10 protein-coding genes are annotated in these 13,100 nt (G+C 71.4%); 1 reads left to right on the forward strand and 9 read right to left on the reverse strand.

Annotation, left to right across the window (positions count from 1 at the left end; genetic code table 11):
* Positions 1–83 precede the first annotated feature (83 nt).
* The gene (locus tag LE181_RS01050) at positions 84–1,205 is read left to right on the forward strand and encodes a glycerate kinase (protein WP_225658938.1); all 1,122 of its coding nucleotides are present in this window, start codon (positions 84–86) and stop codon (positions 1,203–1,205) included.
* A gap of 785 nt (positions 1,206–1,990) precedes the next feature.
* Here LE181_RS01050 and pssA read toward each other — a convergent pair.
* The 9 genes from pssA to LE181_RS01095 all read right to left on the reverse strand — a co-directional run bounded on the left by pssA (position 1,991) and on the right by LE181_RS01095 (position 13,001).
* Positions 1,991–2,842: a CDP-diacylglycerol--serine O-phosphatidyltransferase gene (gene pssA / locus LE181_RS01055; protein WP_225658939.1), complete on the reverse strand. Its 852-nt coding sequence runs from the start codon at positions 2,840–2,842 to the stop codon at positions 1,991–1,993.
* Positions 2,829–3,485 carry a phosphatidylserine decarboxylase gene (locus LE181_RS01060; protein ID WP_190110634.1) on the reverse strand — a complete coding sequence of 219 codons (657 nt, stop codon included), beginning with the start codon at positions 3,483–3,485 and terminating at the stop codon, positions 2,829–2,831. Before LE181_RS01060 ends, pssA begins: the two co-directional genes overlap by 14 nt.
* Positions 3,486–3,666: 181 nt before the next feature.
* Positions 3,667–4,872, reverse strand: coding sequence for an acyl-CoA dehydrogenase family protein (locus LE181_RS01065; RefSeq protein WP_225658940.1), 1,206 nt, complete (start codon positions 4,870–4,872; stop codon positions 3,667–3,669).
* Between the two features lies 1 nt (position 4,873).
* Positions 4,874–5,386, reverse strand: a complete 513-nt coding sequence (locus LE181_RS01070; RefSeq protein WP_225658985.1) for a MaoC family dehydratase — start codon at positions 5,384–5,386, stop codon at positions 4,874–4,876.
* 5 nt (positions 5,387–5,391) lie between these two features.
* The gene (locus LE181_RS01075; protein ID WP_225658941.1) at positions 5,392–6,363 is read right to left on the reverse strand and encodes an HpcH/HpaI aldolase/citrate lyase family protein; all 972 of its coding nucleotides are present in this window, start codon (positions 6,361–6,363) and stop codon (positions 5,392–5,394) included.
* Positions 6,360–8,495: an ethylmalonyl-CoA mutase gene (locus tag LE181_RS01080; RefSeq protein ID WP_372458208.1), complete on the reverse strand. Its 2,136-nt coding sequence runs from the start codon at positions 8,493–8,495 to the stop codon at positions 6,360–6,362. The genes LE181_RS01075 and LE181_RS01080 overlap by 4 nt, the downstream gene beginning before the upstream one ends.
* 10 nt (positions 8,496–8,505) lie before the next feature.
* A complete protein-coding gene (gene ccrA, locus LE181_RS01085; RefSeq protein WP_225658942.1) occupies positions 8,506–9,843 on the reverse strand; it encodes a crotonyl-CoA carboxylase/reductase in 1,338 nt (445 codons plus the stop codon).
* 352 nt (positions 9,844–10,195) lie between these two features.
* Positions 10,196–11,062, reverse strand: coding sequence for a TetR family transcriptional regulator (locus tag LE181_RS01090; protein ID WP_225658943.1), 867 nt, complete (start codon positions 11,060–11,062; stop codon positions 10,196–10,198).
* 100 nt (positions 11,063–11,162) lie between these two features.
* Positions 11,163–13,001, reverse strand: coding sequence for a 3-hydroxyacyl-CoA dehydrogenase family protein (locus LE181_RS01095; protein WP_225658944.1), 1,839 nt, complete (start codon positions 12,999–13,001; stop codon positions 11,163–11,165).
* Between the last annotated feature and the right edge of the window lie 99 nt (positions 13,002–13,100).

Here is a 13,100-nt window from a genome sequence, read left to right on the forward strand (position 1 = left end):
CGCGCCGCCGTCGCGGCGTGGGTGGCGCGACAGTCCCCCGGGTAGGGTCACCGCGGCGCGACCCGGAAGCGAGGGGATGCACGGTGGCGGATGCGACACGCGTACTGATCGCCGCGGACAAGTTCAAGGGATCGCTGACGGCCGTCGAGGTCGCCGGCCATCTGACGGCCGGGCTGCGCCGGGCGGCGCCCGGTGTGACGGTGAGCGCGCTGCCGGTCGCGGACGGCGGCGACGGCACCGTGGCCGCGGCGCTGGCCTCGGGTTTCGAACGGCGCGAGGCGAGGGTGACGGGGCCGGTGGGGGAGCCGGTCGTGGCCGCGTACGCGCTGCGGCCGGCCGACCGGACGGCGGTGGTGGAGCTGGCCGAGGCGTCGGGGCTGCGCCGGCTGCCGGCCGGGGCCGGGGCCCCGCTCTCCGCGACCACCCGCGGAACGGGCGAGCTGCTGCGGGCGGCGCTCGACGACGGGGCCCGCACGGTCGTGCTGGGCGTGGGCGGCAGCGCCACGACCGATGGCGGGGCGGGGCTGCTGACCGCTCTCGGGGCGCGCCTGCTGGACCGCGACGGCCGGCCCGTGGGCCCCGGCGGCGGGGCCCTGGCGGCGCTCGCCGTCGCCGACCTCTCCGGTCTGGACCCCCGGCTCGCGCGCACCCGGATCGTACTGGCGAGCGACGTTGACAACCCGTTGACCGGCCCGCGCGGTGCGGCGGCCGTCTACGGCCCCCAGAAGGGCGCCGGCCCGGCCGACGTCGCCGTACTGGACGCGGCCCTGGCCCACTACGCGCGCGTGCTCGACGGCGGGCGCTTGGCGGACGCACCGGGCGCCGGCGCGGCCGGCGGCACGGGCTACGGGGCCCTCGCCGCGTTGGGCGCCACGTTCCGGCCCGGGATCGAGGTGATGCTCGACGTCCTGGGCTTCGAGGCGGCCGTCCAGGACGCCGGCCTGGTCATCACGGGCGAGGGCTCGCTGGACGAGCAGACGTTGCACGGCAAGGCCCCGGTGGGCGTGGCCCGCGCGGCACACGGCAGGCCGGTGGTAGCCGTCTGCGGCCGCCTGACCCTGGCCCCGGAGGCCCTGAAGAAGGCAGGCATCGACCGCGCCTACCCCCTGACGGACCTGGACCCGTCCCCATCCCACTGCATGCAGAAGGCCGGCCCCCTACTGGAACAAACAGCCGAACGCATCGCACGCGACTACCTCACCTGACCGTGCCGGCCCACTCCAGCTCCGGCGCGGCAGACCGAACCAGGCCCGTGGTTCTGGTGCGGCGGTTGGGGTCGACCTCAGGCGGCGTGGCGGCCACGGTCGGTGTACGGCGGCCGGCCCGGCTCAGGCGGGTGGGCCGGGCCGGGCCTGTGGTTCCGGTGCGGCGGTCGGGAACGGGGTGGGGACGGGACGGCCGCAGTCTGACGCGGCCGGCTGCCCGGCCCGCGCCGCGCGGCCGCTTAGGCTCCGGCTGCGGCGAGCCCGGGCTCCTTCGTCGGCGGAGCCGGCCCCGTGCCCGGCGTGGCGGCGGGTGCGGCCCAGGTGGCGGAACGACCGCGGCTCGGCGCGTGCCGCCCCGCCCCGCCGGGGGGGGCACCGGCTCGTGCACGGCCGGTCGCTTCCAGCCACCCCCGGCCGGCCGGAAACGGCCGTGCCGGATTGCGCATCCGCGCCCCACGAGCCCCCGGGCCCTCCGCCTGGGCGGACGAGCGCAGCGCGCGAACCGGGCCGGCACGGACGGCCGAGGGCACCTCGGGAAGGGCCAGGCATCGAAACGGCCCGTACCGGAAAAACGGGCACCAAGGCGGCCGGGCACCAGGACGAGCGGCGCCGGGCACAGCCCGTCACCGGGACGGCCGGGCGCCGGGTGGAGCCGGCACCGGGACGGCCGGGCGTCGGGCGAAGCCCAGGACGCCTCCGGCCGCTGGGCAGCGGAAAGGCCGGTGGGGGCCCGGGCTGATGCCCGGGCCCCCACCGGCCTTGGTTTCCGTCCCGCGCGGCCAGCGCTACGGCAGCTGGGCCGCTCGCGCCTCGCGGCGGTTGTCGCGGAAGGTGTTCACGCGGCGGGCCGTCGCGAAGAGCGGGATCACCGCGCCCAGGACGACCTGCAGTGCGCAGCCCGTCTGGAGCAGCAGCTCGCCGCCCGGCGCGTCGAAGGCCCACGCGGCCAGCAGGCCCATGCTGAGCACGATCCAGCTGAGCATGGCCACCGCGAGCGGACCCCGCGGCTTGGGGTACTCCACGCGGCTCACCATCAGCCACGCCACACCCATGATCGCCAGGAGCGTCGGTACGAACGGCAGCTCCAGCAGCACGATCGAGACCACCGTCAGCGCCCCGAAGGGGCTCGGCATGCCCTGGAAGATGCCGTCACGCAGCTGGACGCACGAGAAGCGCGCCAGCCGCAGCACGACGGCCAGCAGCACCACGATCGCGGCGACCGCGGAAACCCGCTGGTGGGCGTCGTCGGCGACCATGCCCCAGACGACCACGAAGTACGCGGGCGCGAGCCCGAAGCTGATCAGGTCGGACAGGTTGTCCAGCTCCGCACCCATCGCCGAGCTGCGCAGCTTGCGCGCCACGAGCCCGTCGAAGAGGTCGAAGACCGACGCGAGCAGCATCAGTATCACGGCCGTGGCCGCGCTGTGGCGGGCCATGCCGCCGTCCTCGTTCCCCGTGAGGTGGGGGATGAGGACGCCGGTGGTGGTGAAGTACACCGCCATGAAGCCGCAGATCGCGTTGCCCAGCGTGAGGGTGTCCGCTATTGACAGGCGCGTGGACAGCGGCATGTCGTCCGCGTCGTCGGCGTCCGCCTCGGGGACCCAGGCAGCCTGTGTGTCCGGCTCAACCACGGTCAAGGCGCGTCACCCCTGCCGTGGTGGCCTGACCGACCTCGACCGCGATCTCGACACCCTCGGGGAGATAGATGTCGACGCGCGAGCCGAAGCGGATCAGGCCGATGCGGTCGCCCTGCTCCACCTTGGTGTCCGCACCGATGTAGGGCACGATGCGGCGGGCGACGGCGCCGGCGATCTGGACCATCTCGATGTCACCGAGCTCGGTGTCGAAGTGCCAGACGACGCGCTCGTTGTTCTCGCTCTCCTTGTTGAAAGCCGGAACGAAGCCGCCGGGGACGTGCTCGACCGAGGTCACCGTGCCGGCCATCGGGGCGCGGTTGACGTGGACGTTCAGCGGGCTCATGAAGATCGCGACGCGGGTTCGTCCGTCCTTCCAGGGCATGATGCTCTGCACCACGCCGTCGGCCGGGGAAATGACCCGGCCCTGGGCGATCTCACGATCGGGATCGCGGAAGAACCACAGCATGCCGGCCGCGAGCGCGGTGGCGGGCACGGCCAGCGCCGCCCATCGCCCGGAGCGGCGGGCCTGGGTGAGGCTGACCGCGGCGGTGGCGACGGTCGGGAGGAGCCACGGCGATGCTCCGCGCGCGAGGCGTACGCCGCGGAGGCTGACGCGTGGTGCAGAGGAAGAGCTGTGGGGCATGGGTGACCTTCGTAGCGGAGGGTGCCGCGTAACGATTGGGGGGACGGCGGCTTTCCGGGGATGCTATCGGTTGGGGGCGGCAACTGGCTAAGCGCCGGGGCCAGTCTGTGGCCGAACGCCGATGACAGGGTGTGATCTTCTTCTCTGCCGAAACACCCCCGAAAGGCGCCGAATCAGGCATTTACCCCTGGATTCGGTACTCCTCCAGTAGCCGCCGCCCGATGATCATTTTCTGGATCTCGGCCGTACCTTCACCGATCAGGAGCATCGGAGCCTCGCGGTAGAGCCGCTCGATCTCGTACTCCTTGGAGAAGCCGTAACCGCCGTGGATGCGGAAGGCGTCCTCCACGACCTCCTTGCAGTATTCGGAGGCCAGGTACTTCGCCATCCCCGCTTCGAGGTCGTTGCGCCGGCCCGAGTCCTTCTTGCGGGCGGCATTGACCATCATTGCATGAGCCGCTTCGACCTTTGTGCCCATTTCGGCCAGCTTGAACTGAATCGCCTGGTGCTGGGCAATGGGCTTCCCGAAGGTCCGGCGCTGCTGCGCGTAGGCCACACCCAGCTCGAACGCGCGCTGAGCGACACCGCAACCACGCGCTGCGACGTTGACGCGCCCGACCTCGACGCCGTCCATCATCTGGTAGAAGCCGCGACCGGTGACCCCACCCAGCACCCGGTCCGCCGGAACGCGCAGGCCGTCCATGATCAGCTCAGTGGTGTCGACGCCCTTGTAGCCCATCTTGTCGATCTTGCCGGGGATGGTCAGACCCGGCTTGACCTGGCCGAACCCCGGCTCCTTCTCAATCAGGAAGGTGGTCATCGACTTGTGCGGAGCCGTCCCCTCAGGATGGCCCTCGTCGGTCCGGCAGAGCACCGCCACCAACGTCGACGAGCCGCCGTTGGTCAGCCACATCTTCTGGCCGTCGAGCACGTACTCGTCGCCCTCGCGGACGCCCTTGGACGTGATGGCCGACACGTCAGAGCCCAGGCCCGGCTCCGACATCGAGAACGCGCCCCGGACCTCGCCCGTCGCCATCCGCGGCAGGAAATACTCGCGCTGCTCCTGAGTGCCGTGCTGCTTGAGCATGTAGGCGACGATGAAGTGCGTATTGATGATTCCGGACACACTCATCCAGCCCCGGGCGATCTCCTCGACGCACAGCGCGTATGTGAGAAGGGACTCACCCAGCCCGCCGTACTCCTCGGGGATCATCAGCCCGAAGACGCCGAGCTCCTTGAGCCCCTCCACTATCCGGGTGGGGTACTCGTCACGGTGCTCCAGCTCGGTGGCCACCGGGATGATTTCCTTGTCGACGAAGTCACGGACCGTCGCGAGGATCTCCTGCTGGACGTCCGTCAGCCCGTCGGTCTGCGCCAGGCGGCCCATCTCACTTCTCCCGGATGATCGGCTCGGGGCGGCCGGGCTGCTCCCCGCCGCGCTCCTCGATGTACGTGGCGGTGGGCACCATCACCTTGCGGCGGAAGGTACAGACCACCGTGCCGTCCTGCTTGTAGCCGATGGTCTCGACGTGGACGATCCCGCGGTCGTTCTTCGACTTCGACGGCGTCTTGTCGAGCACCCTCGTCTCGCCGTAGAGCGTGTCGCCGTGGAAGGTCGGCGCGATGTGCTTCAGCGACTCGACTTCGAGGTTGGCGATGGCCTTGCCCGAGACGTCCGCGACGGACATGCCCAGCAGCAGTGAGTAGACGTAGTTGCCCACCACCACGTTCTTGCCGAAGTCCGTGGTCTCCCCGGCGTAATGGGCGTCCATGTGCAGAGGGTGGTGATTCATGGTGAGCAGGCAGAAGAGGTGGTCGTCGTATTCCGTGACCGTCTTCCCGGGCCAGTGCTTGTACACGTCACCGACGGTGAACTCTTCGAAGGTACGGCCGAACTGCATGGCGCTCACGCCTCCGGGATCTCGAACTTGGACGTACGGGCCATCCCGGCCGCGCGGCCCTTGCCCGCGATGACCAGCGCCATCTTCCGGCTGGCCTCGTCGATCATCTCGTCGCCGAGCATGGCCGAGCCCTTCTTGCCGCCCGCCTCGGAGGTGCACCAGTCGTACGCGTCCAGGATCAGCTCGGCGTGGTCGTAGTCGGCCTGCGAGGGCGAGAAGACCTCGTTGGCGGCCTCCACCTGGCCCGGGTGCAGCACCCACTTGCCGTCGAAGCCCAGCGCCGCCGCGCGCCCGGCGACCTCCTTGTACCCGTCCACGTTCTTGATCTGCAGGTACGGGCCGTCGATGGCCTGCAGGTCGTGGGCGCGGGCCGCCATCAGGATGCGCATGAGGATGTAGTGGTAGGCGTCCGCCGGGTAGCCGGGCGGCTGCTCGCCGACGACCAGGGACTTCATGTTGATGGACGCCATGAAGTCGGCGGGGCCGAAGATGATCGTCTCCAGGCGCGGCGAGGCGGCGGCGATCTCGTCAACGTTCACCAGGCCCTTGGCGTTCTCGATCTGCGCCTCGATGCCGATGCGCCCGACCTCGAAGCCCATCGTCTTCTCGATCTGCGTCAGCAGCAGGTCCAGGGCGACGACCTGCTGGGCGTCCTGGACCTTCGGCAGCATGATGCAGTCGAGGTTGGGGCCCGCTCCCTCGACGACCGTGACGACGTCGCGGTACGTCCAGTGCGTCGTCCAGTCGTTGACACGGACCACCCGGGTCTTGCCCGTCCAGTCGCCGTTGTTGAGCGCGTCGACGATCGTGTGCCGGGCGCCTTCCTTGGCCAGCGGGGCGCAGGCGTCCTCCAGGTCGAGGAAGACCTGGTCGGCGGGGAGGCCCTGGGCCTTCTCCAGGAAGCGGGGGTTGCTGCCGGGGACGGCGAGGCAGGAGCGGCGCGGGCGCAGCCGGTTGACGGCGGGGGAGCCGGTCATGCGGAGACCTCCAGGGGGTCGAGCTGGTTCGCTTTGCGGATCTCGTCGACGATACGGCCGATGATCTCCGTGATACCGAAGTCCTTCGGGGTGAAAACGGCGGCGACTCCGGCCGCCCGCAGGGCGGTCGCGTCGGCCGACGGGATGATGCCACCGACGACGACGGGCACGTCCTCCGCCCCCGTCCGGCGCAGCCTGGCCAGGACGTCGGGGACGAGCTCGGCGTGCGAGCCGGAGAGGATCGACAGGCCCACGCAGTGGACGTCCTCGGCGACGGCGGCCGAGACGATCTGCTCGGGGGTGAGCCGGATGCCCTGGTAGACCACTTCGAAGCCGGCGTCGCGGGCCCGTACGGCGATCTGCTCGGCGCCGTTGGAGTGCCCGTCGAGGCCGGGCTTGCCGACGAGCAGCCGCAGTCTGCCGCTGCCGAGCTCCTCGGCCGTGCGCCGCACCTTCGCGCGGACGGTCGCGAGCGGCGTGCCCGGCTCGGCGGCCACGGCCAGCGGGGCGCTGCTGACGCCCGTCGGGGCGCGGAACTCGCCGAACACGTCGCGCAGCGCCCAGGACCACTCGCCGGTGGTGACGCCCGCGCGCACGCACTCCAGGGTGGCGGCCATCAGGTTCTCCGCGCCGGCCGCCGTCTTCTTCAGGACGGACAGCGCCTCCTGGGCGCGGCCCTCGTCGCGGTCGTCGCGCCAGCGGTGCAGGGCCGCGACGACGCGCGCCTCGTTCGCCGGGTCGACGGTCATGATGGCGGTGTCGAGATCGGCGGTGAGCGGGTTGGGCTCGGTGGACTCGTAGCAGTTGACGCCGACGATCTTCTCCTCGCCGGCCTCGATCCGGGCCCGGCGCTCGGCGTGCGAGGAGACCAGCTGCGACTTGAGGTAACCGGACTCGACGGCGGCCATGGCGCCGCCCATCTCCTGGATGCGCCCGATCTCGGCGAGGCACTCGGCGACCAGGGCGTCCACCTTGGCCTCGACGACGTGCGACCCGGCGAAGATGTCCTCGTACTCCAGCAGGTCGCTCTCGTGGGCGAGGACCTGCTGGATGCGCAGCGACCACTGCTGGTCCCAGGGGCGGGGCAGGCCCAGCGCCTCGTTCCAGGCGGGCAGCTGCACGGCGCGGGCGCGGGCGTCCTTGGAGAGGGTGACGGCCAGCATCTCCAGCACGATGCGCTGGACGTTGTTCTCCGGCTGCGCCTCGGTCAGGCCGAGGGAGTTGACCTGGACGCCGTAGCGGAAGCGGCGCTGCTTGGCGTTCTCGATGCCGTAGCGCTCGCGGGTGACCTGGTCCCAGATGCGGCCGAAGGCGCGCATCTTGCACATCTCCTCGATGAAGCGGACGCCCGCGTTGACGAAGAAGGAGATGCGGGCGACGACGTCGCCGAAGCGCTCGTCGGGCACCTGGCCGGAGTCCCGCACCGCGTCGAGCACGGCGATGGCCGTGGACATCGCGTACGAGATCTCCTGGACCGGCGTGGCGCCGGCCTCCTGCAGGTGGTAGCTGCAGATGTTGATGGGGTTCCACTTGGGGATGTGGCTGACCGTGTAGGCGATCATGTCGGTGGTCAGCCGCAGGCTGGGGCCCGGCGGGAAGACGTGCGTCCCGCGCGAGAGGTACTCCTTGACGATGTCGTTCTGCGTCGTCCCCTGCAGCCCGGTGACGTCGGCACCCTGTTCCTCCGCGACCACCTGGTACATCGCCAGCAGCCACATGGCGGTGGCGTTGATGGTCATGGAGGTGTTCATCTGCTCCAGCGGGATGTCCTGGAACAGCCGTCGCATGTCACCGAGATGGGCGACCGGGACCCCGACCCGTCCGACCTCGCCGCGGGCGAGGACGTGGTCGGGGTCGTATCCGGTCTGCGTCGGGAGGTCGAACGCGACCGACAGGCCGGTCTGGCCCTTGGCGAGGTTGCGCCGGTACAGCTCGTTGGACGCCTCGGCCGTGGAGTGCCCGGCGTAGGTCCGCATCAGCCATGGACGATCCCTTTCCCTGCGCACCTTCACCTCCGGGCGCTCCGATCCGGTGCCGACGTTCCTCAGCCCGCGGTCGCTGCGCTCCCTCGTCCTCGTCGCTTTCGGCACCGGCGCGCCCTTCGGCTCGGGTGCTGGCTGACGCTCAGTCATGGTGGTGTACTCACACGTCCCTGAAGCGGTTGATGGCGTCGATGTGCTGGGCCCGCATCTCCTCGTCGCGCACGCCCATGCCCTCCTCGGGTGCCAGGCAGAGCACGCCGACCTTGCCCTGGTGGAGGTTGCGGTGCACGTCGTACGCCGCCTGGCCGGTGTCGGCGAGGGTGTAGGTCTTCGACAGGGTGGGGTGGATCTTGCCCTTGGCGATGAGGCGGTTGGCCTCCCACGCCTCGCGGTAGTTGGCGAAGTGCGAGCCGACGATCCGCTTCAGCGACATCCACAGGTAGCGGTTGTCGTACTGGTGGTTGTAGCCCGAGGTCGAGGCGCAGGTGACGATCGTGCCGCCCTTGCGCGTGACGTACACGGAGGCGCCGAAGGTCTCGCGGCCCGGGTGCTCGAAGACGATGTCCACGTCCTCGCCGCCGGTCAGCTCGCGGATGCGCTTGCCGAAGCGCTTCCACTCGCGCGGGTCCTGCTCGTGCTCGTCCTTCCAGAACCGGTAGCCCTCGGCGCTGCGGTCGATGATCGCCTCGGCGCCCATCCGGCGGCAGATCTCCGCCTTCTGGTCGCTGGAGACCACACAGATCGGGTTGGCGCCGCCGGCCAGCGCGAACTGCGTGGCGTACGAACCGAGTCCGCCGCTGGCGCCCCAGATCAGCACGTTGTCGCCCTGCTTCATCCCGGCGCCGTTGCGGGAGACCAGCTGGCGGTACGCGGTGGAGTTGACCAGTCCGGGCGCCGCCGCCTCCTCCCAGCTGAGGTGGGCCGGCTTGGGCATCAGCTGGTTGGACTTCACCAGCGCGATCTCCGCCAGGCCGCCGAAGTTGGTCTCGAAGCCCCAGATGCGCTGTTCCGGGTCGAGCATCGTGTCGTTGTGCCCGTCGGCGGACTCCAGTTCCACGGAGAGGCAGTGCGCCACGACCTCGTCGCCGGGCCGCCAGGCGTTGACGCCGGGGCCGGTGCGCAGCACGACCCCCGCGAGGTCGGAGCCGATGACGTGGTACGGCAGGTCGTGCCGCTTGCCGAGCGGCGAGAGCTTGCCGTAGCGCTCCAGGAACGCGAAGGTCGAGACGGGCTCGAAGATCGAGGTCCAGACGGAGTTGTAGTTCACGGAGCTGGCCATCACGGCCACCAGGGCCTCGCCGGGCCCGAGTTCGGGCACCGGCACCTCCTCCACGTGCAGCGACTTGCGCGGGTCCTTCTCCCGGCTGGGGAGCCCGGCGAACATGTCCGCCTCGTCCTTGTGCACGGTCACCGCGCGGTAGGACTCGGGCAGGGGGAGCGCGGCGAAGTCCTCGGCGCTGCTGTCGGGCGCGAGTATCGCGTCCAGGATCTGGTTCACGGATTGCCTCCGGCGAAGCACGTCAGGGAACGGCTTGAGGGAACGTCGGGGGTGGTGCGGACGCGGTGCCGTCGGTCCGGCGGTGGTGCTCGGCTGCGCTGGTGAGCGCGGAAAGCCTGGTGACGCAGGCGTGTCCGGGCGCACAACGTGCTTGTGGGGACAGCCGGCACACGATGGTTGCGTCAGCGTGCCGGCCGCCCGGACACCCTCAAGGTAATGGCACCGCGTGCCAGGCGACAAGACACTGCGTGCCAACAATTTCTCTCAGATGTCATCCGCAGGGCACACGTGAGCAACGGCGGCCACCCCGAGGGGTGACCGCCGTTCGTCAATATGGTGATATGGCCGGAATTTACCGGTTCTTCGTCTTGAGTGCCTTCTCGATCACCCGCATCACCTCGTCCAGCGGCGCGTCCGTGCGGGCCACCGTCACCAGCACCTCGCCCTCCGCCCGCACCGCCGTCGCGGGGGCCTCCTCCGGGCGCTCGCGGCCCGCCCCGATGCCGGCCCCGAACGTCTCCCGCACGATGGCGAAGGCGTGGTCGAGCTGCTGCTCCAGATCACCCTGGGCGCCGCTGCGCAGCCAGCGGCGCAGCACGTGGTTGTGTGCGGTGACGACCGCCGACGCGGCGACCTCGGCGAGCAGCGGGTCGTCGTCGCCCACGTGGTGGGCGGTCTCGTCGAAGTGACCCAGCAGGTACCGGGTGAACAGCCGCTCGTAGCGGGCCACGGAGGCGATCTCGCGCTCGCGCAGCGCGGGCACTTCCCGCGTCAGCCGGTAGCGCTCGACGGAGACGGCGGGGGAGGCCGCGTACATCCGCATGACCTCCTTGATCCCCCGGCAGACGGTGTCCAGCGGATTCTCGTGCGGCGGCGCGGCGTCCAGCACGCCCGCCGCCCGGACGAGCGTGTCGTCGTGATCGGGGAAGATCGCCTCTTCCTTGGAGCGGAAGTGACGGAAGAACGTCCGGCGCGCGACCCCGGCCGCCGCCGCGATCTCGTCGACGGTCGTCGCCTCGTAGCCCTTCGTCGCGAACAACTCCATCGCCGCCGCGGCGAGTTTGCGGCGCATGGTGAGCCGCTGGGCGGCGGCGCGGCGGGCGCCGGAGGTCTCGGTGGCGCGCTCCTGCGGACCCTTGGCCGACGTCGGCCCCTTGACTCCCCTGGACTCGGTGGCGGCCCCGCGCGGTGCGCGGGCGGACTTGGCGGGCTGGGACATGTGGGGAACGTAACATGCGTCCGTGTGGGTGTGCCGGGGCGGACCTCCCGCGGGTCCGAGCAGTCCGCCCCAGCCGACGCCCGGATCGGGCCCGGACCGGTCAGGCCCTCGCATACTCGCGGAAGCCGCGCCCCGTCTTGCGTCCCAGGCAGCCCGCCGCCACCAGGTGCTCCAGCAGCGGTGCCGGCGCCAGGCCCGGGTCACGGAACTCGCGGTGCAGCACCTTCTCGATGGCCAGGGACACGTCGAGGCCGACGACGTCGAGGAGTTCGAAGGGCCCCATCGGGTAGCCGCCGCCCAGCTTCATCGCCGCGTCGATCTCGTCGAGGGAGGCGTAGTGCTCCTGGACCATCTTGATCGCGTTGTTGAGGTAGGGGAACAGCAGCGCGTTGACGATGAACCCGGCGCGGTCCCCGCAGTCCACCGGATGCTTTCCCACCCGGGCGCACACCGCGCGGACGGTGGCGTGCACGTCGTCGGCGGTCAGCACCGTACGGACCACCTCGACGAGCTTCATCGCCGGCGCCGGGTTGAAGAAGTGCATGCCCACCACGTCCTGCGGCCGCGACGTGGCGCGGGCGCAGGCCACCACGGGCAGCGAGGAGGTGGTGGTCGCCAGCACGGCGCCGGGCCGGCAGACCTTGTCGAGCGCGGCGAACAGCTGCTGCTTGACCTCCAGGTCCTCCGCCACCGCCTCGATCGCCAGGTCCACGTCCGCGAACGCGTCGAGGGAGCCGGCCGGGGTCACCGCGGCCAGGGCCGCGTCCGCCCGGACGTCCGTCAGCCTCCCCTTGGCCACCGCGCGCGCGAGGGACTTCGCGATCCGTGCCTTCGCCGCGTCGGCCTTCTCCTGCGAGCGCGCCGCGAGCACCACCCGGTAGCCGGCCTTCGCGAAGACCTCGGCGATCCCGCTCGCCATCGTGCCCGAGCCCGCCACCCCGACGGCCCGCACCTCGCGCCCGGCCGCCCCCGCCGGCGAGCCCTCGCCCGTGACCGGGGTGTCGGCGTCCGGCACGACGACGGACGAGCCCGCGGCCTCGTAGCTGTAGAAGCCGCGGCCGGCCTTGCGGCCGGTCAGCCCGGCCGCCGCGAGCTGGCCGAGGACGGGCGCGGGCGCGTGCAGCCGGTCGTGCGAGGCGGCGTACATCGCCTCCAGGACCGTACGGGCGGTGTCGATGCCGATCAGGTCGAGCAGGGCGAGCGGGCCCATCGGCAGCCCGCAGCCCAGGCGCATCGCCGCGTCGATGTCCTCGCGCGTGGCATAGCGGGCCTCGTACATCGCGGCGGCCTGGTTGAGGTAGCCGAACAGCAGCCCGTCGGCCACGAAGCCCGGACGGTCGCCCACCGCCACCGGCTCCTTGCCCAGCTCGCGGGCCAGCTCGGTGACCGCCGCGACCGCGTCCGGCGCGGTGAGCACCGAGGAGACGACCTCCACCAGCCGCATCGCCGGCGCGGGGTTGAAGAAGTGCAGGCCCAGTACGCGCTCGGGGCGGGCCGAGTCGGCGGCCAGCCGGGTCACCGACAGCGCGTTGGTGCCGGTCGCCAGGATGGCGGTGGGACGCACGACCGCGTCGAGGGCGGTGAAGACCTCGTGCTTGAGGTCGTAGTCCTCGGGGACGACCTCGATCACCAGATCGGCGTCGGCGGCCGCGCTCAGCTCGCGCGAGGTGCGGAAGCGGGCGAGCGCCGCCCGGCGCTCCGCCTCGGTGATCCGCCCGCGCTCGACCGCACGGGCCGTGGCGGCCTCCAGTGCGGCGCCGGCCCGCAGGGCGGCGGCGTCGCTGACGTCGATGCCGACGACGTCACGGCCGGCCAGGGTGAGCACTTCGGCGAGCCCGGTGCCCATCGTGCCGAGACCGATCACGGCCACGGTCCGCAGGGACGGCGCCGATGGGGAGGGGGAGGGGTGGGACGGCTCAGGGGTGGACGTACGGTCCATCGCGAGACTCCAGAAGGTGTTCCCCATGCGCGAGGGGAGACGGCGGTTGGCGGCGGCCCCGGGCAGGGGCGGCGACTGAGGAATTCCGCGGACGGGTAA

It is taken from the genome of Streptomyces sichuanensis (genome assembly GCF_020328095.1).
Classification (GTDB): domain Bacteria; phylum Actinomycetota; class Actinomycetes; order Streptomycetales; family Streptomycetaceae; genus Streptomyces; species Streptomyces cinnamoneus.

What these genes read in the sequence shown, in the direction of transcription:
- LE181_RS01095 (WP_225658944.1), bottom strand. Translation starts at nt 13,001, where the DNA reads ATGGACCGTACGTCCACCCCTGAGCCGTCCCACCCCTCCCCCTCCCCA.
- LE181_RS01070 (WP_225658985.1), bottom strand. Translation starts at nt 5,386, where the DNA reads ATGCAGTTCGGCCGTACCTTCGAAGAGTTCACCGTCGGTGACGTGTAC.
- LE181_RS01075 (WP_225658941.1), bottom strand. Translation starts at nt 6,363, where the DNA reads ATGACCGGCTCCCCCGCCGTCAACCGGCTGCGCCCGCGCCGCTCCTGC.
- LE181_RS01080 (WP_372458208.1), bottom strand. Translation starts at nt 8,495, where the DNA reads ATGACTGAGCGTCAGCCAGCACCCGAGCCGAAGGGCGCGCCGGTGCCG.
- LE181_RS01060 (WP_190110634.1), bottom strand. Translation starts at nt 3,485, where the DNA reads ATGCCCCACAGCTCTTCCTCTGCACCACGCGTCAGCCTCCGCGGCGTA.
- LE181_RS01065 (WP_225658940.1), bottom strand. Translation starts at nt 4,872, where the DNA reads ATGGGCCGCCTGGCGCAGACCGACGGGCTGACGGACGTCCAGCAGGAG.
- LE181_RS01090 (WP_225658943.1), bottom strand. Translation starts at nt 11,062, where the DNA reads ATGTCCCAGCCCGCCAAGTCCGCCCGCGCACCGCGCGGGGCCGCCACC.